Raw genomic sequence first — 25011 nt, 5'->3', positions numbered from 1 at the left:
TACAAAGGCCTCTGTCACTTTGAGCAGAAATTGAACAGAGCCTGCAGGCACTCATTCCACTCGCATCACCCTGCGTACCGATGCGGCTCCGCTTGTTCGACGCGGTTGCGACCCTTGGCCTTTGCACGATAGAGCGCCCTGTCGGCGCTTGCCAGCAGGGCATCCAGGCTTGGCGAGGCGCTGCCCGTGGCGCAACCGGCCAGGCCTATGCTGACGGTGATCTGCAGGCGCTGCTCGACTTGGGTGATACACAGATCCTGTACGGCCCTGCGCAGTCGCTCGGCGGTGAACGTGGCCTGTTCCGGTGGCAAGCCTGGCAGCACCACGACAAACTCCTCGCCGCCCAGCCGGCCAAGCAAGTCGCCTGTGTGCAGCTGAGCCTGGAGGCCGTGGGCACACTGGCGCAGCACCTGGTCGCCGATCGCATGCCCGTGCAGATCATTGATCGTCTTGAAGTGATCGATATCCAGCATCAACAACGTCAATGGCAACGCAGGGCTGGTTTGTTCTCGGTTTTCCAGCAAGGCATTGGCCTGCTGGGTGAGAGCCCTGCGCGACAAGGCGCCGGTGAGGTGATCGATCGCGGCGCGATGGGTCAGGCGCGCGAGAAGACTCCGATTCGCGTGACTGACGCAGGCCACCATCAACGGACCCAGCACCAGCATGGCGATGCCCAGGCGCGCCGACGTCAGCGTCGTCGTGCCGAGTTCGCTCTGCACGATGCTGAAATGCATGAGGTTCTGTGCCAGGGCGACGATCAGCGCGCTGCCGGTCATCAAGCTCAACAGGGCTACCAGGAAAGGGGAGTAGACCAGCGCGCACCACAGTAGCGCGGCAATGGGGAAGGCGATAGCGCCGGGTCCGCCGAAGGCTATGCTCAAGGTCAACGAGGCCACCAGGACCAGTAGCGGAGCCACGCCGATCGGGCGACTGCTGCCGCGCCAAAGGGCCGCGGGCGAGGGTACGGTGAGCAGTACAGGGAGGACCAGCATCCCGGTGGAGAACTGTTCGCTGAACCAGGACAGCCAGGTCGAGCGCAGCGATGCGTTGAACCAGGGCGCCGCCATCACACAGGCCAGGCTGGCGGCCACCGCCGCGCCGACAGTGCAGGCTCCGAGCAGGCGCAGGACACCCTGAGGCGTGCGTAACCTGCGGTGAGCCCGGGCTTGTCGCGAGAGAATCTGCCAGAACGTTAACACTGCGCCCAAGTTGCACAGGTTGACCCAAAGCGCCGGCTGCCAGGCACTGCCGCAGGCGACATCCGCGGCAAGCATGGCCACGAATATCACACCGAAGCCGCTGCTCGTCGCCTGGCGCGGATAGCGCAGGAGTATCCCTGTCAGTACCGCGTTGACTGGCCAGAACATGGACAGCGATTCGATCGGCCGTGCCAGGATGCCGATCAGGGTCAAGCCGAACGTCAAGGCAAACAGAATGAAATGAGGTACCAAACGCGAAGAAGCTGCAAACACCATGGGCGTGACCGACTAGCGGAGACAGGATCCAGGCCAACGACCGTAGTCCCTGGGACGATGTGATGCCAGTGTGTGCAACCGGGTAATTGATGTCAATTGGATATTAACGTGCTGCTATCCCCAGATATCATGCTCTTTTCAGGGATTTCATGCTGCGTTGGGAGGGGCTAGAGGCCGTAGTACCAAGGGACCATCACCACGGTCACCAGCATGACCAGTAGCGTGAACGGCACTCCGACTTTGACGAAATCGGCGAAGCGATACTGGCCGGGCCCCAGCACCAGGGTATTGACAGGCGACGACACGGGCGTCATGAACGCAGCCGACGCCGCAAGGGCGACGGTCATGGCAAAGGGGTAAGGGGACAGGCCGAGTTGGGTGGCGGTGCTGATCGCCACGGGCGCCATGAGTACCGCCGTGGCGGTGTTGGAAATGAACAGCCCGATCACTGCGGTAAGGGCGAACAGGCACGCCAGCATGACGCGAGGGTCGGCCGCGCCGAGCGTGCCGACCAGTGCGTCGACGACGAGGTCGATGCCGCCGGTCTTCTGCAAGGCCAAGGCGAAAGGCAGCATGCCGACGATCAGTATCAGGCTCGGCCAGTGGATGGCACGGTAGGCGCTGTTCATGTCGACGCACCGTCCCGCGCCCATCAACAGGCAGCCAATCAAGGCGGCGATGACGTTGGGCACCGCGCCGCTGACCATCAGCCCGACCATCACCGCCAAGCTGACCAGGGCATAAGGCGCACGCGCGCGCGCAGGCGCCACTTGGTCGATTTCTGCCGGCAGGCTCAATACAAGGAAGTCGCGAGGCCTGCCTTGCAACTGGCGTACGGCCTTCCAAGGCCCGACGACCAGCAGGGTGTCGCCCATGCGCAATGTTTCTTCCACCAGCTGCTCGTCGATGGCGTGCTGGTCACGGCGCAGTCCCACCACGTTCAGGCCGAACCGGCTACGGAACGCGAGCTCCAGGATGCTCTTGCCGATCAGCTGAGAGCCGGGTGGCAACGAGATCTCCGCCATGCCCAGCTCTTGTGACTGGTCGATGAAATAGGCCGCCTTGAAGGGCAGCGGTTCCAGGTGCATGGTCTGGCACAGGCCGCGCAGGTCGTCGTGATTGGCAAAAAGGTCCAGCAGCAATATATCGCCGTGCTGCAGGATGCTGTTCGAGTCGGCGGTCATCACGCGGGTGATCAACTTGTGCTGGCGTTCGATGCCGATGACGTTGGCGCCGTGTCGAGTACGTAGGGCGAGCTCACCCAGGGTATGGCCGATCAAGGGAGAGTCGGGGTGCACGCGCAGGCGGCGCTCGCGACCGCTGAGCTTGTAGTCCTGCACCAGGTCCAGCAGGGTGCGTCGAGTCTCGAGGCTGCCATCCTTGCGTACTTCACCTTTGAGCCAGTGGCGGGTCAGCAACATATAGCCGATACCCAAGGCCAGCACGGTCAGGCCGAACGGGGTAAAGCTGAAGAAGCCGAAGCCGGGCTCGCCATGGCGCATGAGCTCACTGTGCACCACGACATTGGGTGGAGTGGCGACCAGGCTGAGCATGCCGCTGATCAGCCCGGCAACGCTCAGGGGCATCATCAGGCGGCTCGGAGACACGCCCTGGCGTGCCGCGATGCTCAAGACCACGGGGATGAAGATGGCGACCACACCGGTCGAGCTCATAACCGAACCCAGCCCGGCAACCGCCAACATGAGCAGGATTAAAAGCCGTGCCTCGCTATGGCCGGCGCGGTCGCTCATCCATTCGCCGATCCGATAGGCAATGCCGGTGCGGACCAAGCCTTCACCCATCACGAACAGGGCCGCTATCAGCACCACGTTGGGGTCGCTGAACCCGGCCAGGGCCTGGTTGACGTCGAGGATGCCGGACACTGGCAGGACTACCATCACCAATAACGCAACGACGTCCATGCGCGGGCGATTGATGACGAACAGGATAATGACGGTAGCCAGCAGGCCGAGGACCCAGAGCAGTTCATGGTTCATCGCGGGGGTGATCCTTCACAAGGAGTGGCACGTACAGTGTGCCAGGGTGCAATGGGAAGGTATTGATGTATCGCGGTTGTCTGGGGGATGAATGTTGGGGGTTGGCCATCAGAGACATTTGGGCAGTCCCGATGGCCAGGCATTACAGGTCGAGAGGCAGACCTGTCAGCGGTGATGACGGTGGCGACGTTTCTTCTTGCCGCCACCGTCGTTATCGCCCAGATGATTGCCGATGGCGCCACCGGCGGCACCACCCAGGCCGGCGCCTACCGTCGAGCCGGTAGAGCCGCCCAGCCTGCCACCGATCAGCGACCCGCCTGCCGAACCCAGGCCGCCGCCCAAGGCGGCTTCGGTACGATTGCCCTTGCGCGCGCCAACGGCGCTGCCCGCGGCACCCCCGACGCCGGCACCGATAGCCGCACCGGTGCTGCCGCCGATCTGTTGACCGACAACGTTGCCCAGAACGCCACCCAGGCCGCCGCCAATGGCAGTGGTACCGTCACCGGCCAATGCGCCCTGGCAGATCAGCAGGCCTAGCGCGAGAGAAGGCAGAGTCAAACGCATGATGTAACCTCGAACGAATCATCAGGTAGAAGTGCCGCAAGTCAGGCGGCAGGTAAGAATGGTGTGCTCAGCGGTAGCCGCGGTCGTTGTAGCGACGCTCATCGTCACCGCGGTCCTGGCGGTGGTGACGCTTCTGGCGATGCTCTTTACGATCATTGTCGCGCCAGCCATCGTCACGGTGGTGATTGCTGTGGCAGCCAGCGAGCAATAGCACTGTGGCGATCAGAGGGATACAGGCGAGGCGGGTCATCATGATATAGGTCCTTGATCCGCATAGGTTTACGGGGTACCACCTAAGACCGGGAATTCTCCTTTTTGTTTCAGTCGTGTAGGAAAAATCGTGATGCGCCAGTGCTGTTCCCAAGTTGTGAGTCAGGGCGCCGAGGCTTGGTCAGAGGGTGAGCGACGTGAACTGTCTCGCCACTCGAGAAGACAGCATGATCTCGGTAGTGAGCGTTGATCGATGTTGGCGAAAGACGGCATGTGCTCGGAAAGCCGAGAGTGCATAGGGCTTTGAAGGAGGGAATATCGGTAGTGCGGGCCAGGCAGCCGAGCGACGAAGCCTGATTTTGATCGTGCCTTCAGGGGCGCCCTGGCAGGCAGGCCCTGGGCCGCAATGCGGTGAACGAGTCACCGCTTGCCGCTTCGGCGGGTGTCAGGATTCGGGCTTGATCTCCAGAATCACCCCATTGGTGATCTGCACCAGCACATATTGGTGACCCATGCGTACCCACTGGCTCACCCCTTCCTCGGGCGCAGGCGTCAACCCCTTGGCTTTCCAGTCAGCGACGACCAGTTCATCGCGCTTGTACTGGTCAGGTGCCTTGTCGCCGACCTTCAGCTCGCGATTATGAGCCTCCGGGCCTTCGACCTTTGCTTCGTCGGCATGGGCAGTCGTCGCCACCATGGGAAGGCAGGCAAACGTGGTGCTCAAGAGTACTGCGGACAGAACATTGCGGTAGTTCATGTAAATCTCCTTCGGCGGGGCGTACCTGTCTGGGACAACGCGCCTGGCCAGAGAATTCACTCGTACTGCTGGCGAATGCTAGAGTCGGCTTCTTTTTGCTCCGAGGGTGCAACATGCGAGTAATTCTGGCGATGGCTGCAACGGTGTTGCTGACCGGATGTGTGTCATCCACCATGGAGGCGACCCGCAGTGGCTCGCCGAGCGCGCAGATGGATTCGCGCAAGAGCGCGGAGCTGATAGCGCAGTGCGTACAGTTCAGTTGGCAGGACGAGGCAGTGTTCGGAGTCGATGCCAGCGGCTATCTGGAATCGCGCGAGCAAGGCGGATTCACCGTGCATTCCCGCGACGCCGAATCCTTTGTCGATATCGTTCCCAAGTCTGCGGGTACCCGAGTGGATTACTACGCGCAGAAGAACGACAGCATGGCCCTGCGCCGCAAGGCCGCTGCCGCTACCTGTCTTTGAAGACGCGAAGGGCGTCGTTCGGGGAAGGGCTGTCCGACCCTTCATCTATGCCAGGTAACCCCCATCGACATTGAGCGCAATGCCAGTGGTGTAGCTGGAGGCATCGCTGGCCAAGTACAGCACCGCGCCGGCCATTTCCTTGGGATCGGCCACGCGCTTGAGCGGGATCTGTTGCAAGGCGACATCGAGGATGGCTTGGTTCTTTACCAGCGCGGCGGCGAAGCGGGTATCGGTAAGGCCCGGTAGCAAGGCATTGCAGCGAATGCCGAACGCCGCGCATTCATTGGCGAACACCTTGGTCATGTTGATGACCGCCGCCTTGGTCATCGAATAGATCCCCTGGAATGCGCCCGGCGACACGCCATTGATCGATGCCACATTGATGATGCTGCCGCCACCGTGCTCGCGCATCAGCTTGCCGGCTTCCACCGACATGAAGAAGTAGCCGCGGATATTGACGTCGACCGTCTTCTGGAACGCGCCAGGGTCGGTGTCCAGCACATTGCAGAACTGTGGGTTTGTTGCCGCATTGTTGACCAGAATATCGAGGCGGCCGAATTGCTCGCCAATGGCTGCGAAAGTCTTCTGGATCTGGTCCAGCTCGCCGATGTGACAGGCGATGGCGGTCGCCTGGCCGCCCGCCGCGACGATGGCGTCGGCCACCTGCTGGCAGCCCTCGAGCTTGCGACTGGATACGATCACATGAGCCCCTTGCTGGGCCAGCAGGTGGGCGATAGCTTCACCGATGCCACGGCTGGCGCCGGAAACGAAGGCGATCTTGCCATCGAGGTCGAACAGGGAGGTCTTGGGCATGGCATTTACCTTGAGGGCTGTCATCAGAGGCTGGACTTGTCGATCACTTGCAGGGTCATGTGCTCCAGCAAGCGGTTCATGTGGATGAACTGGGCGAAGCGTTTGTCCTGGGTCTGGCCGTGGAAGTAGCGGTAATAGATCTGCTGGACGATGACGGCCAGGCGAAACAGGCCGTGGCAATAGTAGAAGTCCAGGTTGTCGATGGTGATACCTGCGCGCTCGGCATAGTAGTCGGCGAACTCGCGGCGGCTGAGCATGCCGGGCGCATTGCTCGGCTGGCGGCGCATCAACTGTACCGGCGCCGGATCATCGGCCTCGATCCAGTAGGCGAGGCTGTTGCCCAGATCCATGAGCGGGTCACCCAGGGTTGCCATCTCCCAGTCCAGCACACCGATGATGCGCATGGGGTTTTCGGCGTCGAGGATGACGTTGTCGAACCGATAGTCGTTGTGCACGATGCCGGAGCGTGGGTGGTCGGCGGGCATTTTTTCACGGAGCCAGTCGATCACTCCCTGCCAGCGTGGCGCATCCGGGGTCAGCGCTTTCTCGTAGCGCGCGCTCCAGCCTTCGACCTGGCGCCGTACGTAGCCTTCGGGCTTGCCCAATTCGCCCAGGCCGCAGGCCTGGTAGTCGATCCGGTGCAGTTCTACAAGACGATCGATGAAGCTTTTGCACAGGGCATTGGTGCGCTGGGAGTCAAAGCCCAGTTGCGCGGGAATGTCCGAGCGCAGAATGATGCCCTTGACCCGCTCCATGACGTAGAACTCGCTGCCTATCAACGACTCGTCGGTGCAGTGCACATACGCCTTGGGGCAGTAGGGAAAGCCGCTGTTGAGTCGACTCAGGATGCGGTACTCGCGACCCATGTCATGCGCCGACTTGGCTTTCTGCCCGAAAGGCGGGCGCCGCAGCACCAGCTCCTGGGTCGGATAGCTGACCAGATAGGTCAGGTTCGAGGCACCACCGGGGAACTGGCTGATCGTCGGCTGCCCGACCAGGTGGGGCAGGTGAGTCTTGAGATAACCGTCAATGACCGCTGCATCGAGTTCTTCGCCCGGACGGACCTGAATGGAGGGATCGGTAAGCGTCATGCGATTTCCTTTGTGGCCGGCGGCAGGGAGCGTTGATTAATCTAGTTCTCGGTCGAGCCTGGAACAAGCGTACCAGCGGCTGTATAGGCGTGGGTGTTGCCGGTCGATCACTGCATCTGATGGTCGGCAAGCCCCGCCGATCATTTGGCGAGCTTCCCTGCACAGGGCTGCTCGCGGATAATTACGAACATTCTTTCAGCAGCTTGTGAGTCGGTATGAGTGATTCGGTAGTCGGCCCCGACCAGCCCGAGGTCGAGGTGGTGCGCAAGTCGCGCAAGAACAACCCGGAAAAGACCCGGGAAGACATTCTCCAGGCCGCCATCAGCGAGTTCGTCCAGCAAGGGCTCGCTGGTGCCCGAGTAGATGCCATCGCTGAACGCATGGCCACCTCCAAGCGCATGATCTATTACTATTTCGGCAGCAAGGAGCAGCTCTACGTCGAATGCCTGGTCAAGCTTTACGGCGATATCCGCAAGACCGAACACAGTCTCGATCTGGAGTCGCTGCCGGCTGACCAGGCTATCCGACGGCTGGTGGAATTCACGTTCGATCACCATGATCGGAATGTGGATTTCGTGCGTATCGTCAGCAACGAGAACATCCATTACGGGGAATATGTGAAGCAGTCCCCGCTCATCCGGGAAATGAGCAGCATGATTCTCGACGGCCTGGCCAAGACCTTGCGCCGAGGCGAGGCGCAGGGCTTGTTCCGGCCCGGGATCGAAGTGATGGACCTGCACATGCTGATGAGCTCCTTCTGCTTCTACCGGGTATCCAATCGTCATACCTTCGGCGAGATCTTCCAGGTAGACCTCTCCGACGAGCAGATCAAGCAACGGCACAAGCAGATGATCTGCGAGACGGTACTGCGGTACATCCAGGCCTGAGGTTTGCAGCGGGCAAAAAAAACCGAAGCGGATCAGGCTTCGGTTGATTCACCGCCAGGGTGAGGATCAGGCGGGGAAGAGCTCGCTGAGCTTCATCGACAGCATCATGTCGCCTTCGACGCGCAGCTTGCCGCCCATGAAGGCCTGCATGCCGTCGGTCTCGCCGCTGACGATGCCCTTCAGGGTCTCGCTGTCCAGTACCAGCGTACAGTTGGCGTCAGGGTTCTCGCCTTCCTGCAGCTCACAGGTGCCATCCTTGACGATCAGCGCGTAGTGCTTGTCTTCATCGGTGATATTGAAGCCGTACACCAGGTCCAGGCCGGCGGCGGCGGACGGGTTGAACTTCTCTTGCATCTTCTTGACGGCATCGGCTACGGAGGTCATGGGCATTCCTTATTCAGTGGTTGTTCAGGCCCCACAAGGGGTAAAGCGGCCGGGCTCATCGATAGGTGACAAGCTCCGGCATCCTCAACAGCTGTACATGGGTCTGGCTGTTGAAGGAAGCCAGCGCCACGTCGCGGCCACGAAACTTCAATTGGCTGAGCGACGTGTTGATGATCTGCCAGTTGAAGGCAAAGGCCTGGCTGGGAGTGATCCCGGTGACCAGGTGAAGCAGGGCGGCAATGGTGCCACCGGACGTAAAGAGAGCGACGTTATCGTCACCGGCGGCGCCGTCCAATATGCGCTGCAGGCCACCATCCACGCGCGCGACGAAAGAGCTCCAGCTTTCCAGGCCGTCATCTGCATGCTTGCCGTCGTGCCACCGCCTTACCATGAGAGCGAACAGGCGCTGGAATTCGCTGCGATTGTGCGAAGCATTGCGGAGGATATGCATGATTTCGGGCTCGTCCGGCAGCAGCCCGGGAGCCAGCGCGCGGATCATGCCCTCGGCATCGAACTCATTGAACGCCGGATCGACCTCGAGCGGCGCGACCGCGTGCCCTGCGGCATGCAGGCAGCCCAGCGCCAGCCGTGCGGTGTCCTGTTGGCGACGCAGGCTGCCGGACAGACAGCGATCGAGTGTCACGCCCAGCTCGGCCAAGTGGCGGCCAAGCGTTTCACTCTGGCGAATGCCGATGGGCGAGAGCACGTCGTAATCGGCGGCACCAAACGAGGCTTGGCCATGTCGGATCAGATAGATGCTGCCCACGTCGCTCGCTCGCCTGGAATTCGGATTGCTGGGAGGTTAGGACGAGGCCGACAGGCTGTCAACGGAAAAACATACAAGCGTTTGAAAAGGTCGTTTGAACTGCGTTTCCGAGATTTGCCTGCTCTGGCAGCGTTGCGGGCGCACCGGTATGCTGCATCAGTTTCGCGTCGTGACGACGCAGGTCTATCAAGGAGTCAACGTGGAGTTTCTTGCAGAATACGCAAGCTTTCTCGCCAAAACCGCTACCCTGGTCATCGCCTTGCTGGTGGTTCTTTCGGCCATCGCCGGCTTGCGTGGCAAAGGCCGTCGCAAGGCTGGCGGACAATTGCAGGTCATCCGTCTCAACGACTTCTACAAGGAGTTGCGTGAACGCCTCGAGGGTGGGTTGCTCGACAAGGCCCAGCTCAAGACCCTGCGCAAGCAACAGGCCAAGGCGGACAAGCAGGGCAAGAAGAAAAAGAGCGAAGAAAAGAGCCGTGTGTTCGTCCTCGATTTCGATGGCGATATCAAGGCATCGGCAACCGAAAGCCTGCGCAACGAGATCACCGCGCTGCTGACGATCGCCACTGCCCGCGACGAAGTGGTGCTGCGGCTGGAGAGCGGAGGCGGGTTGGTGCACAGCTACGGGCTGGCCGCGTCTCAGCTGGCGCGCATCCGCCAGGCCGGCATCCCATTGACCGTGTGCATCGACAAGGTTGCCGCCAGTGGCGGCTACATGATGGCGTGCATCGGCCAGAAAATCGTCAGCGCCCCCTTCGCCGTCCTTGGCTCGATCGGAGTGGTCGCGCAGTTGCCCAACGTCAATCGGCTGCTCAAGAAGCACGACATCGATTTCGAAGTGCTGACCGCGGGCGAGTACAAGCGCACGCTGACGGTCTTTGGCGAGAATACCGAGAAGGGCAGGGAAAAGTTCCAGGAAGACCTGGAGGTGACTCACCAGCTGTTCAAGGACTTCGTGACCCGTTACCGCCCGCAACTGCACATGGACGAAGTCGCTACCGGTGAAGTCTGGCTCGGCGTGGCGGCTCTCAACCTGCAGTTGGTCGATGAGCTTGGCACCAGCGACGAGTACCTGAGCAACCGGGCCCGTGAAGCCAATCTGTTCCATCTGCATTTCGCCGAACGCAGGAGCCTGCAGGAGCGAATCGGCATGGCTGCCAGTGGCGCTGTCGAGAATACCCTGGTCGGGCTGTGGAGCAAATTCAGCCGCATGCGCTAACGCCTTGAACCCCTTGAAGAATTTTATGATCAAGGGGTTGCAAGGCATGTCGAATGCGGACATAATGGCGTCCATCGAAACGCAGCGAACTTTCAAAAAGTCCTGTGATTTCAAGGAGATAGCAAGGCAGTAGGCAGCTGTTTCCGACCTTTGAGGCCGAGTAGCAAAGTGGTTATGCTCCGGATTGCAAATCCGTCTACGCCGGTTCGATTCCGACCTCGGCCTCCATTATTCGAAAGCCCCGCAGATTAACGTCTGCGGGGTTTTTCTTTTGAGCGCAGAAAAGCCTGGAGTTCCGAAACTTTTAGGCAGGAGTTTCGAACTGGCGGGGGCATTGTCCGGCGCCGTGTGAGCGGCCGAGTGAGCACGAGCAGCGTCGACGCGGCGAGAACCGCTGCTATCCAGGGCCTCGGTATCGCGATGATGCATATTGGGATGTTCTCCCTCAGTTGCGCGACGGCTCTCTGGTTGGAATCGAACTGGCGGATGGAGGCATGGAAGAGCTGTCAGTATGGGCTGTCACTCCATCGCGCCGGTATGTCCCGGCACGAGTGAAAGTGTTCCTTCAGAGGCTCGAGGCGGAAATGGCCGAGCGGGGTCGGGAAGGCGCAAGGCCTGCGTGAGCGTTCGCTTCCTGCCCTTCGCGGGCCGCCGCCGCGCACCTACTCCACAGCCTCGGCCACCCCCTGATCCTCACCCAGAAACCCACCACTCTGGTGCTGCCACAGTCGCGCGTATATGCCGTTCTTCGCGAGCAGTTCGGTGTGGGTACCTTGTTCGATGATACGTCCGTCATCCATGACAATGAGCCGATCCATGGCCGCGATCGTGGACAGCCGATGGGCGATGGCGATGACGGTCTTGCCCTGCATCATTTCATCGAGACTTTCTTGGATGGCGACTTCGACTTCCGAATCCAGGGCGCTGGTAGCTTCGTCAAGCAGCAGAATTGGGGCGTTCTTCAGCATCACCCGAGCAATGGCGATGCGTTGGCGCTGGCCGCCCGAAAGCTTGATGCCGCGCTCACCCACCAAGGTGTCGTAGCCGCTATGGCCCTGTCGGTCGCTCAGCTGGCTGATGAAACCGTCGGCCTGGGCATTGGCCGCGGCAGTGCGAATCTGCGCGTCGGTCGCATCGGGCCGGCCGTAGGCGATGTTGTCGCGAATGGAGCGGTGCAGCAGGGAGGTATCCTGAGTGACCATGCCGATGGCGCTGCGCAGGCTGTCTTGCGTTACGTGGGCGATGTTTTGCCCATCGATGCGAATCTCGCCGCTGTCCACGTCGTAGAAACGCAGCAGCAGATTGATCAGCGTGGATTTGCCAGCACCGGAACGGCCCACCAGGCCGATTTTTTCGCCTGGGCGGATGTTCAGGCTCAGTCCGTCGAGCACCTGGCGTTCGCCATTGTAGTTGAAGCTCACATTGTCGAAGGTCACTGCGCCGCCAGAGGTCTCCAGCACGCGCGCGTTCGGCGCGTCCTGTACCTTGGGGCCACTTGTCAAGGTGGCCATGCCATCCTGCACGGTGCCGATGTTTTCGAACAGCGACGTCATTTGCCACATGATCCAGTGCGACATGCCATTGATGCGCAACGCCATGGCGGTAATCGCGGCCACGGCACCCGTGCCGACTTCGCCTTGGTGCCACAGCCAGAGCGCATAGCCGCCCGCTCCAAGGATCAGGACGACCACCAGCGCCTGGTTGACGATCTCGAACTGGCTGACCAGACGCATCTGGCGAAAGCCGGTCTGCTTGAAATCTTCCATGGCCGCGCGGGCGAAGTGTGCTTCGCGTTTGGAGTGCGAGAACAGCTTCACCGTGGTGATGTTGGTGTAGGCGTCCGAAATGCGCCCGGTCATCGACGACCGTGCATGAGCCTGTTCCTGGCCGACTTTCCCCAGGCGCGGCACGAAGTACAGCATGGCCAGCCCGAACAATGCGACCCAGGCAAGGAAGGGCAGCATCAGTTTCAGGGCGAAGCCGCCGGCCAGTGCGATGATCGCGATGAAATACACCCCGATCCCAGGTGCGATCTCGATGACTGTGAACAGCACTTCGCGCACGGCGAGCGCGGTCTGCATCACCTTGGTGGTGACGCGGCCGGAAAACTCATCGGAAAAGAATGAAAGGCTTTGCCGCAGCATCAGCCGATGAAAGTCCCAGCGCAGCCGCAGCGGCAGATTGATCGCCAATATCTGGTGTTGAACCATGGTGCGCAGCGCTACCAGCCCAATGCTGGTGAAGAGCACGATGCCGATACCCCACAGTACGCGACTTTCCTGCCCGTTCGCATCGCCGCCCGCCTGCCAGGTTGAGAGCAGGTCCACGACCTGCCCAAGAAAGGAAAACAGCCAGGCTTCGTAAATCGACACGCTGGCGCTAAGCAATGCAAGCGCGAGGATATAGCCGCGGGCTCCGCGTGTGCAGGCCCACAGGAATCGTACGAGGCCGACAGGTGGTGGTGGGGCCTCGTCGGGCGGGAAGGGGTCGAGCAATCGTTCAAACGCACGAAGCATAGTGCTCTCCGAAATGGTCACGTCAGGGAGATTCTGCCATTTAACGATCGCCTTGAGGGTTTTGTAGGTGGAGGGTGGTGACTTGCCCGCCGCGCGCTGTATCAGCCACGGGGGGGCAGATCGAATGGCTCGGTGAGGCGCGGATTGCCTTACGAAATCGAAATCACGACTTTGCCGAAAGCACCTCGTGCCAGATGCTCGTAAGCCTGGCGTGCTGCTTCGAAGGAATAGGTTCGGTCGATCACCGGACGTATTGCGTGCTCATTCAAAAAGGCATTCATACGGTCGAAAGAGGAGCGAGGCGCGACCGCGATTCCGCGAATGGTGGTCTGGCGGAAGATCAGTGGCATCAAGCCGAGGGTGGTGGTCTGCCCGGTAAGAAAGCCGATCTGCGCAATGCGACCCGCTGCCTTGGTGGCGGCGATGGATTGGTTCAGGCCTTCACCGCCGGCGACGTCCAGCAGCAGGTCAACGCCCTTGCCATCGGTCAGCTTCAGCACTTCTTCTTCCCAGCGTGGGAAGGTGCGGTAGTTCACGCCTGCTACGGCGCCGAGCTCTTCACCGCCTCCAGGTTGGCGTCGCTGCTGGACGTTACGATCACCTTCGCGCCCAGTGCGGTTGCCAACTGCACGGCAAAGATCGATACCCCGCCGGTGCCTTGTACAAGCACCGTTTGTCCAGGCTGGATCTGGCCGTAATCCACCACTGAGTACCAGGCTGTCAGGGCGGCGATGGGCAAGGTCGCCGCTTCTTCGTCCGACATGTTGTCCGGCACGCGCACCGCGCTTTCTTCATGAATGATCATGTATTCGGCCAGGCCACCCGGCAAGGGCATGCCGAAGCAGTGATCCGGTTCGTCAGGTCCAGGCTCACCGTCGAGCCAGCGCGAATACAGGTGCGAGTTGACTCGCTCACTCACCTTGAATCGCGTGACACCTTCACCGACGGCGACGATTGTGCCTGCTGCGTCGCTAACCGGAATCAGCGGCTTGGGCACCAGGTGCGGTTCATAGATGCCGTCCACAATCGCCTTGTCGCGGAAATTGAGGGAAACGGCGCCGACCTTTATCAGCAGTTCACCAGCTTCAGGCTGCGAGGTGGCCGTATCGCCAAGGACGAGGTTGTCGAGTCCGAAATCTTTCAGTAGCCATGCGTTCATGCGCCAAGCCCCCGGCATTACGCTCGACCGTCGCCTGGCCGACGGTTCACTGGTCGAAGTGTTGCGGCGCTTCCGCCCACGGCCTCGACCCGTTTCGGTTCTGTATCCGAGCCGATCGCATGTAGCACCGCAGATCCATGTTTTCGTCGATTGGGTGCGTGAGCAGTTTCCCGCGATTTACAGTCGTTGGTTGCAATAGCGGGAAGGAGAGGGCTGCCATTGCGGTCGCCTCGACAAGCTCTGCATGACGAGAGCTGGAGTAATCCGGTTACCTGAACCAGTCATGATGTACCTGGATTGAAGCTGTCCTGCAAAAAAAGAAAACCCGCCAGGGGGGGCGGGTTCAAGAACGTATCGAAGCCATGTCAGTCTGCCAAACCGTTTGTCAGAATTTTGTGAAGAGGATGTGGTGGGTTTGTCCTTGATCTCTCCCGCATGGTCGGCCGAGAGGTTGACTGAAGTTCTACCAACCATCCATTACGGGCTCGAAAAAGAAGCCCGCTTGAAAGCGGGCTGAAAGTTTGAAGGGAGGATGGCCAGGCTAACGGGTCATCGGTTAAGCGAGCGTTAATTCATCCCGGCATTGACCTGCTGAAGCTATGGGCCTATACAGGCGAGCTTTGACTGGAGAGCCTGCATGTGCGACGACGATATCCCCGAACCCGAGCACGATCACCTGCTCGATCACGAGTTTCTCTACGCCGACAGGGAGAGCGAAGCGGATGCTCAGCCGTTCGACGATCTGCTTGAAGAGGGCGAGGAGTCACTGGATGATCCGGACGAACGAGATCATCCAGCATGGCAGGACGACTACGACGACTGATGCAATCGGCGCGTCTCAGCCGCGATCGAGCGAATAGCGCCCCGCGCCGGTCACGGCGAGCAACAGCATGCCGCCGACGATACTCATGTTCTTGAAGAACTGGGTCAGGTTGGCGCTGCGCTCCGGTTCCGCCATGTTCCAGAACGGGTGCCCGATCAGCGCGGTGCCTATCACGAACAGCGCAAACAGAAAGGCCAATGGGCGGGTATAGAAGCCCAGGATCAGCGCCATGGCGACGAAGAACTCCATGATCACTGCTATCGCCGCCGCAAGGGTTGGCGCTGGAGCCCCCAAAGAGGCCATGTAGCCCACCGTGCCTTCGAAACCGGTCAGCTTGCTCCAGCCGGAAATCAGGAACAGGATCATCAGCAGAACGCGGGCGAGCAGGAGGATGGCGTCGCGTTGACCTACGAACAAGGTATGACGCATGACGATGCTCCAGTGGCGGGCTCAATTCCACTCTAGCAGGTACATCAGGGTTTGGCCGCAGAAGCGAGTGCTCCATGATCCGTTGACAGCCGCTGGCTTGAGCGCTGTGCGCTGGGTAGTCAGGCTGGATCAGGCGAAAAGGAAAGGTTCCAGGAAGTGGTGCCCCGAGCCGGACTCGAACCGGCACACCTTGCGGCGGCGCATTTTAAGTGCGATGTGTCTACCAATTTCACCATCAGGGCACGATGGAAGGCCGGAATTAGACACGAAAAACCGGCGATAATCAACATCTTAAGGCATAGATAGACGAGTCCCAGCCGCTTGTTCGCTACCTCGTCGAGCTCTGGTCCAGTGGTATTTCATTCACGCAAGCGACGGTGTTTCCGGAAAGAGCAACCGCTTCCTTCACGCCAGGGCGCCAACTCATGCAAGCTGGACAAGCTTCATATCTTCCAGGCCCAGCGTCAGGGTAAGATGATCTCGGCAATCTCGCGTAGCTCACTGGCGGTGGCCCGCGGACCGGTTACCTGACTCGTGATGACCTCGGGATCGGCGTCGTGGACCGAGTGCTGCAGATAACGCGCGTGCGCATGGAGGGCTCTGGAAATGCTGGCGAGCTCACTGGCGGTACGTTTCAAGTCGTCTTGGAGGTCTTGCATGCGACGGCTGTCGGCGGGCATTTACGATCCTCGGGCGCCATGGGACGGACCTGCCGCTCGACGATAGGGCAATCCGCCGCGTGCTGGCACCGGATCACTGGTGGATTTGTCATATTCATGGAATGCTGTCCTATCGCCTCCATCAGGTGGCATTGAATCGGAGCAGTACGATCGTCGTCGCACAGTCATCGCTTGCGGCGCTTTTGGCTAAGCTCTATCGGTTGTTGAGGTACCCTGGAGCTTCCATGCCTGTCCCAGACCGCTCTGATCTACCTGTCATGTACCCCAGCCGCTATGAGCAACTGGTTCAGGCAGTTGTCGATTACGCTATCTACATGCTCGACCCCTCTGGGCGCGTGGTGTCCTGGAACGCCGGCGCCGAGCGGATCAAGGGTTATAAAGCCGACGAAGTGATCGGTCAGCACTTTTCCTTGTTCTTCACCGAGCATGACTGCGTTCAGAATCGTCCTAAACGACTGCTCCAGCAGGCTTTGGAAAAAGGTGTCGCCCAGGACGAAGGCTGGCGTATGCGCAAGGACGGAACACAGTTCTGGGCACTGGCCGCGCTGGATGTGGTGCGCGACGAGCATGGCGAGATCATCGGCCTGGCCAAGGTTACCCGCGATATTACCGATCGCCGCGATTCGGCCATGCAGCTGGATGCCATGCGCGCCCAGCTGTTCCAGGCGCAAAAGCTCGAAGCGCTCGGTCAGCTCACCGGCGGGCTGGCCCATGACTTCAACAACCTGCTGACCATCATCATCAGTTCCGCGCGGCTGGCGCTCGACAGTCAGGATTCGAAACGGGTCCCCCGCCTGCTGGAGCACATTCTTGACGCGGGGCAGCGGGGCACCCAGCTTACCCAGCAATTGCTCAGCTTCGCCCGGCACAAGCAGTTGAACGTCGCACAGATCTCGCCGGCGAGCCTTATCGACTCCACTCGCGGTTTGATCGAACATGCATTGCCTCACCACATCGTCGTCGAAGAGCATATCCAGCCCGACCTGCCGTTGATCGAGGTGGATGCCGGACAGTTGCAGATGGTCCTGCTCAATCTGGTCTTCAATGCCCGGGACGCCATCGGAGCCCATGGACGCATCAGCCTCGAAGTGGGTTGTGGCGAAATCGCGGGCGAGATCGACGATCTGCATGGCGAGTTCGTGCATTTCAATGTTCGCGATACCGGACAAGGCATAGATCCTCAGGTCCTGCCGCGGATCTTCGAACCTTTTTTCACCACCAAGTCGTTCGGCAAGGGAACCGGCCTGGGATTGAGTCAGGTCTATGGTTTCGCGAAACAGAGCAATGGGGCCATTCATGTGAGCAGTACGCCTGGTGAGGGAACCTGCATGAGCCTCTACCTGCCGACATGGCATCCAGTGACAGCAGCGGACACTATGGGGAACAGTGATGGTTGAAACACTCAAGCGTCTGGTCACGGGAATCGACGGGCTCGATAAACTGCTCAAGGGCGGTCTGGTGGCGGGCGCCTCATATATCGTCCAAGGGCATCCGGGCTCTGGGAAGACCATCCTGGCCAATCAGATGGCCTGCCATCACGTCATGCAGGGTGGTCGTGTGTTGGTGGCAACGCTACTCAGCGAGTCCCACGAGCGTCTTTTCCAGTACCTCTCTACCCTGGATTTCTTCGATCCTGCATTGGTCGGCAACCAGATCCAGTTCGTCAGTGCCTTCGATACCCTGGAGCGGGACGGCCTTGGTGAAGTGGTCAGGGTCCTGCGTCGCGAGATTGCTCGCCACAAAGCCAGTCTGTTGATCGTCGATGGTTTGCTCAATGCACGATCCCAGGCTGGAACCAGCCTGGATACCAAGAAGTTCATCTCCGAGCTGCACGGACATGCGGCTTTCGCCGGCTGTACGGTCGTGTTGCTGACCAGTTCCAGGCTTGAGGAGGGCAGCCCAGAACACACCATGGTCGATGGAGTGATCGAGCTGAGCGAAAGGCTGGTGGAGGGCCGCGCGGTGCGGCAGATGCAGTTGCGCAAGACGCGAGGTAGCGGGTCCCTTTCAGGCATTCATGAATGCATGATCACCGAGTCCGGCATGCAGGTCTATCCACGTCTCGAGTCGCTTTACAGTCATCCCAGCCATCCGGGTACCGCGACACAAGGTCGGGTACCCAGCGGGATCGCTTCGCTCGATCAAGCGCTTGGCGGCGGGCTTCCGGCTGGCGCGGTGAGCCTGGTCATGGGCCCCTCGGGGATCGGCAAGACTTCGCTGGGTCTCAGCTTCCTGTCTGCTTCCACGCCTGCCGAACCCGGGCTGCTGTTCGGCTTCTACGAAACGCCGGCGCGCTTGCGTCTCAAGGCCGCCGCGCTGGGGCACGACTTCGCGGCGCTGGAGGATGCCGGTGCCTTGCACCTGTGCTGGCAGCCTCCTACCGAAGGCTTGCTCGATCAGGTAGGCGCGCGGCTGCTGGACATCGTCGCGCGCCTGGGCATCAAGCGAGTGCTGCTCGACAGCCTCGGGGCGTTCAGTCGTTTGAGCAACAACCCCGCGCGGTTGAACGCGTTCTTTCGCGCCATTACCGGCGAACTGCGCGCGCGCCATGTGGATGTCCTGCTGACCTGGGAAATGCGCGACATTTTCGGATCGGAAATCAACGCGCCGGCACCGGACCTGTCGAGTATCGTCGACAACCTCTGGTTGATGCGATTCGTCGAGCTGGATTGCAAGCTCAGGCGCGTATTTTCGATCCTCAAGGTACGGGACAGCGATTACGATCCGGCCTTGCACGAGGTTCTGATCGGTAAGCAAGGTATGACCTTGCACAAAACATTTGCCGGTGCCAGTGGCGTCCTGACCGGTACACCCGTACCGGCAGGAGACGGATGATGGGGTAGGTAGCGAGACGATGAGCACCATACTGATCGTCGACGACGAGTACTTGATTGCCGATATTCTGGGATTCGCCCTGGAAGACGAAGGGTATCTGGTAGAGAAGGCGAGCAACGGTCGCAAAGCGCTGGAGGCCTTGCAGGACAAGCGTGTCGAGTTGGTGATCACCGACTACATGATGCCCGTGCTCAATGGCGAGGAGCTGCTCAAGGCGATCCGCGAGGAAATGAAATTACCCGACCTGCCTGTCATCCTCATGAGTGGGGCGCAGGCAAGTCTGGGGCGGATATCTCCGCAAATGTTCGCCGCTGTCTTCGACAAGCCCTTCGACATGGATGAGATGATAGCCAAGGTGCGTGAATTGCTGACGACCTGAGGTAACTGTCTGGTGGATGAACCTACGATGGGCTCACGTTCTTCCGTACGGCCTGAAGCAATCGGGCTTATTGCGGGCCTTCCGTCTTTTCCGGCGCGGCATTGCCTGCCTGGATGCGTTTGAAAATTTCTTCCCGATGGACCTGGACATCTTTTGGTGCATCGATGCCGATCCTCACTTGCATCCCTTTGACGCCCAGAATGGTGACTTTGATGTCATCGTTAATGACGATGCTTTCGCCAACCTTGCGGGTGAGTATCAGCATGTAATTCTCCTTGGTGGTGAAAAGTGCCGTGTCGTCTATGACAGACACGAGCGGGAGTGCCCCTTGGCCTTGTCCCTGTTCCTTCTAATTAAAGACGCTTTCGGCGGTAAGTAATTCCCCCGCAGATAAATCTGTTGCCTGTATTTATGCGCAGGTCCTGGCAGAATCTAGTGCAAGAGCCTGTCAGTGAAGGTGTTCGGGTGCCAAGGATAAGGGGCCGTGGCACAGATGGGAAATTTCTCTACATCATGAAGGGAATAGAGCGCGTCAATCATGCCGCCGCCGCTTCCAGCGCTTGCAGGAATACCAGCAGTGTCACTTCCTCCGGCTCGAGCCCTTTGCGGGCACGCACCTTGGGAAGCTCGGCCAGACGCCCGAGGATGTAATGTTCCAGTACCGCCGGGTGGATGTAGCAACGTCGGCATACCGCCGGTGTATTGCCCAGACGCCGAGCCACGTCCTTGACGATGCTCGCGATCTGGCGCTTGGCCTCGGTTTCCGGTGTCCAGGCCAGAGGGCGCAACAGATGCAGGGCCAGGGCGCTACCGCCCCAGGTGCGATAGTCCTTGGCGGTAAAATCGGCACCGGTCAGTTCGTGCAGGAACTGATTGATATCCCCTGAGCCGATGCTGTGCCGCTCACCATTCTCGTCCAGGTATTGGAACAGCTCCTGGCCAGGGAGCTCCAGGCAACGCTTGAGGATCCCCGCCAGGCGCCGGTCGCGGACGGCCACATCATGCTCGACGCCCCGCTTGCCTCGGAAATGAAAGCGGATGGTGCTGCCCTGAACCTTCACGTGGCGTGTGCGTAACGTGGTCAGCCCGTAGGATTGGTTATCGCGCAGGTACTGCTGGTTGCCGATCCGGATCAATGTGCTGTCGAGCAGGCTGATCACCAGGGCCATGACCTTCTCGCGGTCCAGTCCGGGACGCGAAAGATGGCCGTCGATCTGGCGCCGCAGCTTGGGCAGGGCCTTGGCGAAGGCCAGCATTCGCCCGTACTTGTGCGCATCACGCAGCTCTCGCCATTGCGTATGGTAGCGGTACTGCTTGCGGCCCCTCGCATCGCGGCCCGTTGCCTGCAGATGGCCCTGGGGATCCCTGCAGATCCATACATCGGTGTAGGCGGGCGGGATGACCAGCGCCGCGATACGCGCCAGGGTTTCGCTGTCCTTGACCCTGTCGCCGTCGGCATCCAGATAGATGAAACGGTCGCGCCAGCGACGTCGGCTCAGGCCAGGTTGGGTATCGTCCACATAGTGCAGGGTAGGGGGTAGAACGCAGTCGAGCATGGTAGTGATCCGTTGACCGGGAACCTGATCAATGGACAGCACTCATGCATGGCAGTGCCATCATTCAACCTAGCAGCGCCACCGACTTGATCTGCGCCCAGAGCGCCTGGCCTGGCTGCAATCCCAGTTGATCGGCCGAATAGCGGGTGATACGCGCGAGCAACGGGTTGCCGCTGACCTCCAGGCTGATCAGTACATGCGCCGGATTGTGCGCGGCGCGGCATGCCTTCACGCGTACCGGCAGGCGGTTGAGTATGCTCGATGCACAATCCTGGGTAAGACTCAGGCTGACGTCGCGCGCCTGCACCTTGACCCGCAAGGTACTGCCAGGCGGTCTGGTTGGATGAGCAATGCGCAACAACGGACCGCCTCCGGGCAACTGCAGGTCGAGCAGCTGATAGTGGGCATCGTATCCACGCACCGCGCACTCCAATACCACGCCTGCATCCTCGCCTTGGGCCAGGCTCAGGTCCAGGCGCGCCAGGGTATCGCCGATCGGCCCGCTGGCCATCGCCTTGCCTTCTTCGAGCAAGACCAGATGATCGGCCAGTCGCGCCACTTCATCCAGGGCATGACTCACATAGATCACTGGCACGTCCAGCTCATCGTGCAGGCGCTCCAGGTAAGGCAGGATTTCGCGTTTGCGCGAACTGTCCAAGGCTGCCAGCGGCTCGTCCATCAGCAACAGGCGTGGACTGCTCAGCAGCGCGCGGGCGATACCGACACGCTGCGCCTCGCCGCCGGACAGCGTTGCCGGGCGACGTTCCAGCAGGTGGCCGATACCCAGTAACTGGCAGGCCTGTTCCACGTCGACCTTGCGCTCGCGGGGGGCTACCCGGCGCCAACCGAACTCGAGGTTGCCGCGCACGCTCAAGTGCGGGAACAGGCTGGCTTCCTGGAAGACATAGCCCACCGGACGCAAGTGCGGCGGCAGGAAGTAGCCGCTCGCGCTGTCTTCCCAAACCACGCCGTCGACCTCGACGAACGCCTGGCTGGCCCGTTCCAGCCCGGCAAGGCAGCGCAGGCATGAAGTCTTGCCCGACCCGGAATGGCCGAACAGCGCGCTGATACCTCGGCCCGGCAGGTGCAGATCCACATCCAGAGTGAAAGCGTCGCGTGTCAGCTTCAGGCGTGCACGTAGAGGGGTCATGTCAACTCCAGCCAGTCTTGCCGCGTCGACCGGCATAGAGCACAAGCAGCACCAGGAACGAGAAGAGCAACATCGACCCGGCCAGCCAGTGGGCCTGGGTATAGGCCATGGCCTCGACATGATCGAAGATCTGTACCGAGACCACGCGAGTCTTGTCAGGAATGTTGCCGCCGATCATCAACACCACGCCGAATTCGCCTACGGTATGGGCAAAACCCAGAATGCTGGCAGTGACGAACCCCGGACGGGCCAAGGGCAGTACCACATGCACGAACGTGTCCCAAGGACTGGCGCGCAAGGTAGCGGCGACCTCCAGTGGACGCTGCCCCATCGCATCGAAAGCGTTCTGCAATGGTTGGACCACGAAGGGCATGGAGTAGACCACCGAGCCGATCACCAGTCCGGTAAAACTGAACACCACGGTCCCCAGGCCCATGGCCTGGGTGGCTTGCCCGATCCAGCCATGGGGTCCCAGGGCTATCAACAGGTAGAAACCGATCACCGTCGGCGGCAGTACCAGGGGCAGGGCGATCACTGCCCCCACCGGGCCACGCCACCAGGAGCGCGTACGCGCCAGCCACCAGGCGATAGGTGTGCCCACGATCAGCAGGATTACCGTCGTGAGGCTCGCCAGTTTGAGGGTAAGCCAGATGGCCCCTAGGTCACTGGCGTCGAGCGGCATCAGATTTCGTAACCGTAGGACTTGATCACAGCAGCCGCCTTCGGCCCCTTGAGGTAGTCGACCAGGGCCTTGGCCGCAGGGTTGTCCTTGCCCTTCTCGAGAATCACCGCATCCTGGCGGATAGGCTCATGCATCCGGGCCGGGACGATCCAGGCCGAACCGCTCTGCACCTGGCCATCCTTGTAGATCTGCGAAAGCGCGACAAAGCCCAACTCGGCATTGCCGGTGGAGACGAACTGGAACGCCTGGGTGATGTTCTGCCCCTGGACGATTTTCGGCTGCGTGACTTCGCTCAACTGCAGCTTGTCCAGCACCTGGGTGGCAGCCAGGCCATAGGGAGCGGTCTGCGGATTGGCGATCGACAGGTGCTTGTAGGTGTCGCCCTTGAGTACCTGGCCCTGATCATCGACATAGCCAGCCTTGGGCGACCACAGCGCGAGCGTGCCGATGGCGTAAGTGAAGCGCGATCCCGGGACGATGGCCTTTTCTTCCTCGAGCTTGGCTGGCGTGCTGTCATCGGCGGCGAGGAACACCTCGAAAGGCGCGCCATTCCTGATCTGGGCATAGAACTGTCCAGTCGCGCCGTAGGAGGCCACCAGGGTATGCCCGGTATCCTTCTCGAAATCCTTGGCGATGGCCTGGATAGGCGCGGTGAAGTTGGCCGCCACGGCAACCTGGACTTCGTCGGCCCAGGCGAGGTTGCAGGTCATCGAGGTGGCCAAGGCACAGCCAACCAGATGGGATAGACGAAGACGCATGCGCAGCTCCTTGAAAGGGGTCGTTATGTCGTCGACTATATAGCGATACCCCGCTTCCATGGAAGGGGATTTGCCTGGCGGTTGGCCGTGACCTGCGGGCAGGGAAGCCGTTGCGCTTTTCGCCAGCCGGGCGCGATCGCCTTATCGGCGGATCACGCCGAGCGCTCTCTCGGCCAACTGCCGGGTCAGCTCGCCAGCCGACAGGTGCCGGCACAGGCGCAGACCTTGCCCTGACCACAGATTGCTGAAGTCGGCGCTACGCTGCGGTTCGCTGATGGCCCGCAAGGGCATCAGCGCGCCACCGGCCAGGGGGAAGCGCGGCGCAAAATCGCTCATGGGCCCCAGCTCGCGCATGATGCGATTGTTGATACCGCGCGCAGGGCGCCCGGTGAACAGGTTGGTCAGTGCCGTATCGCTGGCCGATGCGGTGTCGAGGGCCTGGCGGTGCGCTGGCGAGACCTTGGCTTCAGGTGTGAACAGATAGGCGGTGCCGATCTGTGCCGCCGACGCGCCCAAGGTCAGCGCCGCCGCCAGGCCACGGTGATCGCCTATCCCGCCGGCGGCGATGACCGGGATTGTCACCGCGTCCACTATCTGTGGCACCAGGGCGAATGTACCGATCTGGGTGGTGATGTCTTCGGTGAGGAACATTCCGCGATGGCCACCCGCCTCGTAACCCATGGCAATGACTGCGTCACAACCGTGCGCTTGCAACCAGATCGCTTCCTCGACGGTAGTGGCGCTGGAGAGCACCTTGGCGCCGGTAGCTTTCACTCGTTGCAGCAGCTGCGCTTGCGGCAGTCCGAAATGAAAGCTCACCACCTCCGGGCGCAAGGTTTCCACCCACCGACAGCTCCTTTCGTCGAACGGAGCCCGGTCGGATATCGGCGTGGGCGCGCCGAAATCGACGCCCAGTTCGTGATAGTAGGGTTGCAGTGCCTGCTTCCAGCGCCTCTCGCGTTCAGGGTCGGGCGGCGGCGGACGGTGGCAGAAAAAGTTGAGGTTCAGAGGCCCATGGCATGCCTTACGGAACGTTTCGATTTCCGCGCGTACCTGTTCTTCGCCCAGCATGGCACAGGGCAGGGCGCCAAGGCCGCCGGCATTGCCGACCGCGATGGCCATGGCCGAACCGCTCGCGCCTGCCATCGGCGCCTGGAGAATGGGCAGCTCGACCCCTAGAAGATCGAGGATACGACGGTCTGGCCAGGCGCTCATGCGGGCTCCTTGCGTATCGAACAGGTTACAAGGCTTTGCTGACGTGGATCTCGGTGATGTCGTCGGCCTCATCGCCATGGATCTTGCGCAATGCTTCCAGCGCCTGTTCCTGCGAGGCGTCGGGCAGATAGGCGAAATCCCAGCGGCGCGAGCCGTCGAGCTTGTACTTGATCACATACTTGATGGTCTGGGTCATGGTGCC

Annotated in this window: 26 protein-coding genes, 2 tRNA genes and 2 pseudogenes; 9 read left to right on the top strand and 21 right to left on the bottom strand. The window is 60.8% G+C overall.

Annotation, left to right across the window (positions count from 1 at the left end):
* Positions 1–65: 65 nt before the first annotated feature.
* The 5 genes from G7009_RS02035 to G7009_RS02015 all read right to left on the bottom strand — a co-directional run bounded on the left by G7009_RS02035 (position 66) and on the right by G7009_RS02015 (position 4943).
* Entirely contained in the window at positions 66–1475 is a 1410-nt protein-coding gene (locus G7009_RS02035) for a GGDEF domain-containing protein (protein WP_181128285.1), read from the bottom strand.
* A gap of 167 nt (positions 1476–1642) precedes the next feature.
* Entirely contained in the window at positions 1643–3472 is a 1830-nt protein-coding gene (locus tag G7009_RS02030) for an SLC13 family permease (protein WP_181128284.1), read from the bottom strand.
* A gap of 165 nt (positions 3473–3637) precedes the next feature.
* Positions 3638–4036, bottom strand: a complete 399-nt coding sequence (locus G7009_RS02025) for a glycine zipper domain-containing protein (RefSeq protein ID WP_181128283.1) — start codon at positions 4034–4036, stop codon at positions 3638–3640.
* Between the two features lie 67 nt (positions 4037–4103).
* On the bottom strand, positions 4104–4289 hold the full coding sequence (locus G7009_RS02020) for a hypothetical protein (RefSeq protein ID WP_375139522.1): 186 nt from the start codon (positions 4287–4289) through the stop codon (positions 4104–4106).
* A 402-nt stretch (positions 4290–4691) separates the two neighbouring features.
* Entirely contained in the window at positions 4692–4943 is a 252-nt protein-coding gene (locus G7009_RS02015) for an RcnB family protein (RefSeq protein WP_375139527.1), read from the bottom strand.
* 173 nt (positions 4944–5116) lie between these two features.
* Between G7009_RS02015 and G7009_RS02010 the strand changes: the two genes are divergently transcribed.
* Positions 5117–5467 carry a hypothetical protein gene (locus G7009_RS02010; RefSeq protein ID WP_181128281.1) on the top strand — a complete coding sequence of 117 codons (351 nt, stop codon included), beginning with the start codon at positions 5117–5119 and terminating at the stop codon, positions 5465–5467.
* Between the two features lie 45 nt (positions 5468–5512).
* Here the strand turns inward: G7009_RS02010 and G7009_RS02005 are convergent, their stop codons facing one another.
* Together G7009_RS02005 and G7009_RS02000 are read right to left on the bottom strand one after the other, a co-directional pair.
* Positions 5513–6280 (bottom strand): SDR family oxidoreductase, encoded by a 768-nt coding sequence (locus G7009_RS02005; protein ID WP_308813297.1) that lies wholly within the window; start codon positions 6278–6280, stop codon positions 5513–5515.
* A 23-nt stretch (positions 6281–6303) separates the two neighbouring features.
* Positions 6304–7371 carry a phosphotransferase family protein gene (locus G7009_RS02000; protein WP_181128279.1) on the bottom strand — a complete coding sequence of 356 codons (1068 nt, stop codon included), beginning with the start codon at positions 7369–7371 and terminating at the stop codon, positions 6304–6306.
* Between the two features lie 215 nt (positions 7372–7586).
* Here G7009_RS02000 and G7009_RS01995 point away from each other — a divergent pair, with 215 nt between their 5' ends.
* Positions 7587–8258 (top strand): TetR/AcrR family transcriptional regulator, encoded by a 672-nt coding sequence (locus G7009_RS01995; RefSeq protein WP_181128278.1) that lies wholly within the window; start codon positions 7587–7589, stop codon positions 8256–8258.
* A gap of 66 nt (positions 8259–8324) precedes the next feature.
* On the opposite strand, the gene G7009_RS01990 is transcribed toward G7009_RS01995, so the two are convergent.
* Together G7009_RS01990 and G7009_RS01985 are read right to left on the bottom strand one after the other, a co-directional pair.
* Positions 8325–8642, bottom strand: a complete 318-nt coding sequence (locus G7009_RS01990) for an SCP2 sterol-binding domain-containing protein (RefSeq protein WP_181128277.1) — start codon at positions 8640–8642, stop codon at positions 8325–8327.
* Positions 8643–8697: 55 nt separating this feature from the next.
* Positions 8698–9408 (bottom strand): histidine phosphatase family protein, encoded by a 711-nt coding sequence (locus G7009_RS01985; RefSeq protein WP_181128276.1) that lies wholly within the window; start codon positions 9406–9408, stop codon positions 8698–8700.
* 199 nt (positions 9409–9607) lie between these two features.
* Between G7009_RS01985 and sohB the strand changes: the two genes are divergently transcribed.
* Positions 9608–10627: a protease SohB gene (sohB, locus tag G7009_RS01980; protein ID WP_181128275.1), complete on the top strand. Its 1020-nt coding sequence runs from the start codon at positions 9608–9610 to the stop codon at positions 10625–10627.
* Between the two features lie 154 nt (positions 10628–10781).
* Positions 10782–10855 (top strand) — tRNA-Cys (locus G7009_RS01975).
* 434 nt (positions 10856–11289) lie between these two features.
* Here the strand turns inward: G7009_RS01975 and G7009_RS01970 are convergent.
* Together G7009_RS01970 and G7009_RS01965 are read right to left on the bottom strand one after the other, a co-directional pair.
* Positions 11290–13143: an ABC transporter ATP-binding protein gene (locus G7009_RS01970; RefSeq protein ID WP_181128274.1), complete on the bottom strand. Its 1854-nt coding sequence runs from the start codon at positions 13141–13143 to the stop codon at positions 11290–11292.
* A 149-nt stretch (positions 13144–13292) separates the two neighbouring features.
* Positions 13293–14302 (bottom strand): annotated as a pseudogene (locus G7009_RS01965) (zinc-dependent alcohol dehydrogenase family protein).
* 4 nt (positions 14303–14306) lie between these two features.
* Here G7009_RS01965 and G7009_RS27600 point away from each other — a divergent pair.
* Positions 14307–14501 (top strand): annotated as a pseudogene (locus tag G7009_RS27600) (LysR family transcriptional regulator); the annotation flags it as partial.
* A gap of 438 nt (positions 14502–14939) precedes the next feature.
* Positions 14940–15125 carry a hypothetical protein gene (locus G7009_RS01960; protein ID WP_181128273.1) on the top strand — a complete coding sequence of 62 codons (186 nt, stop codon included), beginning with the start codon at positions 14940–14942 and terminating at the stop codon, positions 15123–15125.
* 15 nt (positions 15126–15140) lie between these two features.
* Here the strand turns inward: G7009_RS01960 and G7009_RS01955 are convergent, their stop codons facing one another.
* From G7009_RS01955 to G7009_RS01945, 3 genes are all read right to left on the bottom strand, one after another.
* On the bottom strand, positions 15141–15554 hold the full coding sequence (locus G7009_RS01955; RefSeq protein WP_181128272.1) for a DoxX family protein: 414 nt from the start codon (positions 15552–15554) through the stop codon (positions 15141–15143).
* A 157-nt stretch (positions 15555–15711) separates the two neighbouring features.
* Positions 15712–15796: transfer RNA gene (locus G7009_RS01950), tRNA-Leu, on the bottom strand.
* 222 nt (positions 15797–16018) lie between these two features.
* Positions 16019–16234, bottom strand: coding sequence for a hypothetical protein (locus G7009_RS01945; RefSeq protein ID WP_181128271.1), 216 nt, complete (start codon positions 16232–16234; stop codon positions 16019–16021).
* 224 nt (positions 16235–16458) lie between these two features.
* Here G7009_RS01945 and G7009_RS01940 point away from each other — a divergent pair, with 224 nt between their 5' ends.
* The 3 genes from G7009_RS01940 to G7009_RS01930 are packed head-to-tail and all read left to right on the top strand — an operon-like array spanning position 16459 to position 19448.
* Positions 16459–17631: a two-component system sensor histidine kinase NtrB gene (locus G7009_RS01940; RefSeq protein ID WP_258197836.1), complete on the top strand. Its 1173-nt coding sequence runs from the start codon at positions 16459–16461 to the stop codon at positions 17629–17631.
* Entirely contained in the window at positions 17624–19069 is a 1446-nt protein-coding gene (locus G7009_RS01935; protein ID WP_181128270.1) for an ATPase domain-containing protein, read from the top strand. Before G7009_RS01940 ends, G7009_RS01935 begins: the two co-directional genes overlap by 8 nt.
* 19 nt (positions 19070–19088) lie before the next feature.
* The gene (locus G7009_RS01930; RefSeq protein ID WP_181128269.1) at positions 19089–19448 is read left to right on the top strand and encodes a response regulator; all 360 of its coding nucleotides are present in this window, start codon (positions 19089–19091) and stop codon (positions 19446–19448) included.
* Positions 19449–19515: 67 nt separating this feature from the next.
* On the opposite strand, the gene csrA is transcribed toward G7009_RS01930, so the two are convergent.
* The 7 genes from csrA to G7009_RS01895 all read right to left on the bottom strand — a co-directional run bounded on the left by csrA (position 19516) and on the right by G7009_RS01895 (position 25005).
* Positions 19516–19713, bottom strand: a complete 198-nt coding sequence (gene csrA, locus G7009_RS01925; RefSeq protein WP_181128268.1) for a carbon storage regulator CsrA — start codon at positions 19711–19713, stop codon at positions 19516–19518.
* Positions 19714–19984: 271 nt separating this feature from the next.
* Positions 19985–21004, bottom strand: coding sequence for a DNA topoisomerase IB (locus G7009_RS01920; protein ID WP_181128267.1), 1020 nt, complete (start codon positions 21002–21004; stop codon positions 19985–19987).
* A 64-nt stretch (positions 21005–21068) separates the two neighbouring features.
* A complete protein-coding gene (gene modC, locus G7009_RS01915; RefSeq protein WP_181128266.1) occupies positions 21069–22154 on the bottom strand; it encodes a molybdenum ABC transporter ATP-binding protein in 1086 nt (361 codons plus the stop codon).
* A 1-nt stretch (position 22155) separates the two neighbouring features.
* Complete coding sequence (gene modB / locus G7009_RS01910; protein WP_181128265.1) at positions 22156–22836, bottom strand: molybdate ABC transporter permease subunit; 681 nt, start codon at positions 22834–22836, stop codon at positions 22156–22158.
* Positions 22836–23594: a molybdate ABC transporter substrate-binding protein gene (gene modA, locus G7009_RS01905; protein WP_181128264.1), complete on the bottom strand. Its 759-nt coding sequence runs from the start codon at positions 23592–23594 to the stop codon at positions 22836–22838. The genes modB and modA overlap by 1 nt, the downstream gene beginning before the upstream one ends.
* A 141-nt stretch (positions 23595–23735) precedes the next feature.
* Positions 23736–24809 carry an NAD(P)H-dependent flavin oxidoreductase gene (locus G7009_RS01900; RefSeq protein ID WP_181128263.1) on the bottom strand — a complete coding sequence of 358 codons (1074 nt, stop codon included), beginning with the start codon at positions 24807–24809 and terminating at the stop codon, positions 23736–23738.
* A gap of 25 nt (positions 24810–24834) precedes the next feature.
* Positions 24835–25005: a hypothetical protein gene (locus G7009_RS01895; protein ID WP_181128262.1), complete on the bottom strand. Its 171-nt coding sequence runs from the start codon at positions 25003–25005 to the stop codon at positions 24835–24837.
* Positions 25006–25011: the final 6 nt, after the last annotated feature.

Source organism: Pseudomonas capeferrum (genome assembly GCF_013523055.1).
Classification (GTDB): Bacteria; Pseudomonadota; Gammaproteobacteria; order Pseudomonadales; family Pseudomonadaceae; genus Aquipseudomonas; species Aquipseudomonas capeferrum_A.
The sequence above is the reverse complement of the archived record's forward strand: the minus strand, read 5'-3'. Positions and strand labels throughout refer to the sequence as shown.

Coding starts and splice junctions, on each gene's coding strand:
- G7009_RS02035 (WP_181128285.1), bottom strand. CDS start 1,475: ATGGTGTTTGCAGCTTCTTCGCGTTTGGTACCTCATTTCATTCTGTTT.
- G7009_RS02030 (WP_181128284.1), bottom strand. CDS start 3,472: ATGAACCATGAACTGCTCTGGGTCCTCGGCCTGCTGGCTACCGTCATT.
- G7009_RS02025 (WP_181128283.1), bottom strand. CDS start 4,036: ATGCGTTTGACTCTGCCTTCTCTCGCGCTAGGCCTGCTGATCTGCCAG.
- G7009_RS02020 (WP_375139522.1), bottom strand. CDS start 4,289: ATGATGACCCGCCTCGCCTGTATCCCTCTGATCGCCACAGTGCTATTG.
- G7009_RS02015 (WP_375139527.1), bottom strand. CDS start 4,943: ATGGTGGCGACGACTGCCCATGCCGACGAAGCAAAGGTCGAAGGCCCG.
- G7009_RS02010 (WP_181128281.1), top strand. CDS start 5,117: ATGCGAGTAATTCTGGCGATGGCTGCAACGGTGTTGCTGACCGGATGT.
- G7009_RS02005 (WP_308813297.1), bottom strand. CDS start 6,280: ATGCCCAAGACCTCCCTGTTCGACCTCGATGGCAAGATCGCCTTCGTT.
- G7009_RS02000 (WP_181128279.1), bottom strand. CDS start 7,371: ATGACGCTTACCGATCCCTCCATTCAGGTCCGTCCGGGCGAAGAACTC.
- G7009_RS01995 (WP_181128278.1), top strand. CDS start 7,587: ATGAGTGATTCGGTAGTCGGCCCCGACCAGCCCGAGGTCGAGGTGGTG.
- G7009_RS01990 (WP_181128277.1), bottom strand. CDS start 8,642: ATGACCTCCGTAGCCGATGCCGTCAAGAAGATGCAAGAGAAGTTCAAC.
- G7009_RS01970 (WP_181128274.1), bottom strand. CDS start 13,143: ATGCTTCGTGCGTTTGAACGATTGCTCGACCCCTTCCCGCCCGACGAG.
- G7009_RS01960 (WP_181128273.1), top strand. CDS start 14,940: ATGTGCGACGACGATATCCCCGAACCCGAGCACGATCACCTGCTCGAT.
- G7009_RS01955 (WP_181128272.1), bottom strand. CDS start 15,554: ATGCGTCATACCTTGTTCGTAGGTCAACGCGACGCCATCCTCCTGCTC.
- G7009_RS01945 (WP_181128271.1), bottom strand. CDS start 16,234: ATGCCCGCCGACAGCCGTCGCATGCAAGACCTCCAAGACGACTTGAAA.
- G7009_RS01940 (WP_258197836.1), top strand. CDS start 16,459: ATGCCTGTCCCAGACCGCTCTGATCTACCTGTCATGTACCCCAGCCGC.
- G7009_RS01935 (WP_181128270.1), top strand. CDS start 17,624: ATGGTTGAAACACTCAAGCGTCTGGTCACGGGAATCGACGGGCTCGAT.
- G7009_RS01930 (WP_181128269.1), top strand. CDS start 19,089: ATGAGCACCATACTGATCGTCGACGACGAGTACTTGATTGCCGATATT.
- csrA (WP_181128268.1), bottom strand. CDS start 19,713: ATGCTGATACTCACCCGCAAGGTTGGCGAAAGCATCGTCATTAACGAT.
- G7009_RS01920 (WP_181128267.1), bottom strand. CDS start 21,004: ATGCTCGACTGCGTTCTACCCCCTACCCTGCACTATGTGGACGATACC.
- modC (WP_181128266.1), bottom strand. CDS start 22,154: ATGACCCCTCTACGTGCACGCCTGAAGCTGACACGCGACGCTTTCACT.
- modB (WP_181128265.1), bottom strand. CDS start 22,836: ATGCCGCTCGACGCCAGTGACCTAGGGGCCATCTGGCTTACCCTCAAA.
- modA (WP_181128264.1), bottom strand. CDS start 23,594: ATGCGTCTTCGTCTATCCCATCTGGTTGGCTGTGCCTTGGCCACCTCG.
- G7009_RS01900 (WP_181128263.1), bottom strand. CDS start 24,809: ATGAGCGCCTGGCCAGACCGTCGTATCCTCGATCTTCTAGGGGTCGAG.
- G7009_RS01895 (WP_181128262.1), bottom strand. CDS start 25,005: ATGACCCAGACCATCAAGTATGTGATCAAGTACAAGCTCGACGGCTCG.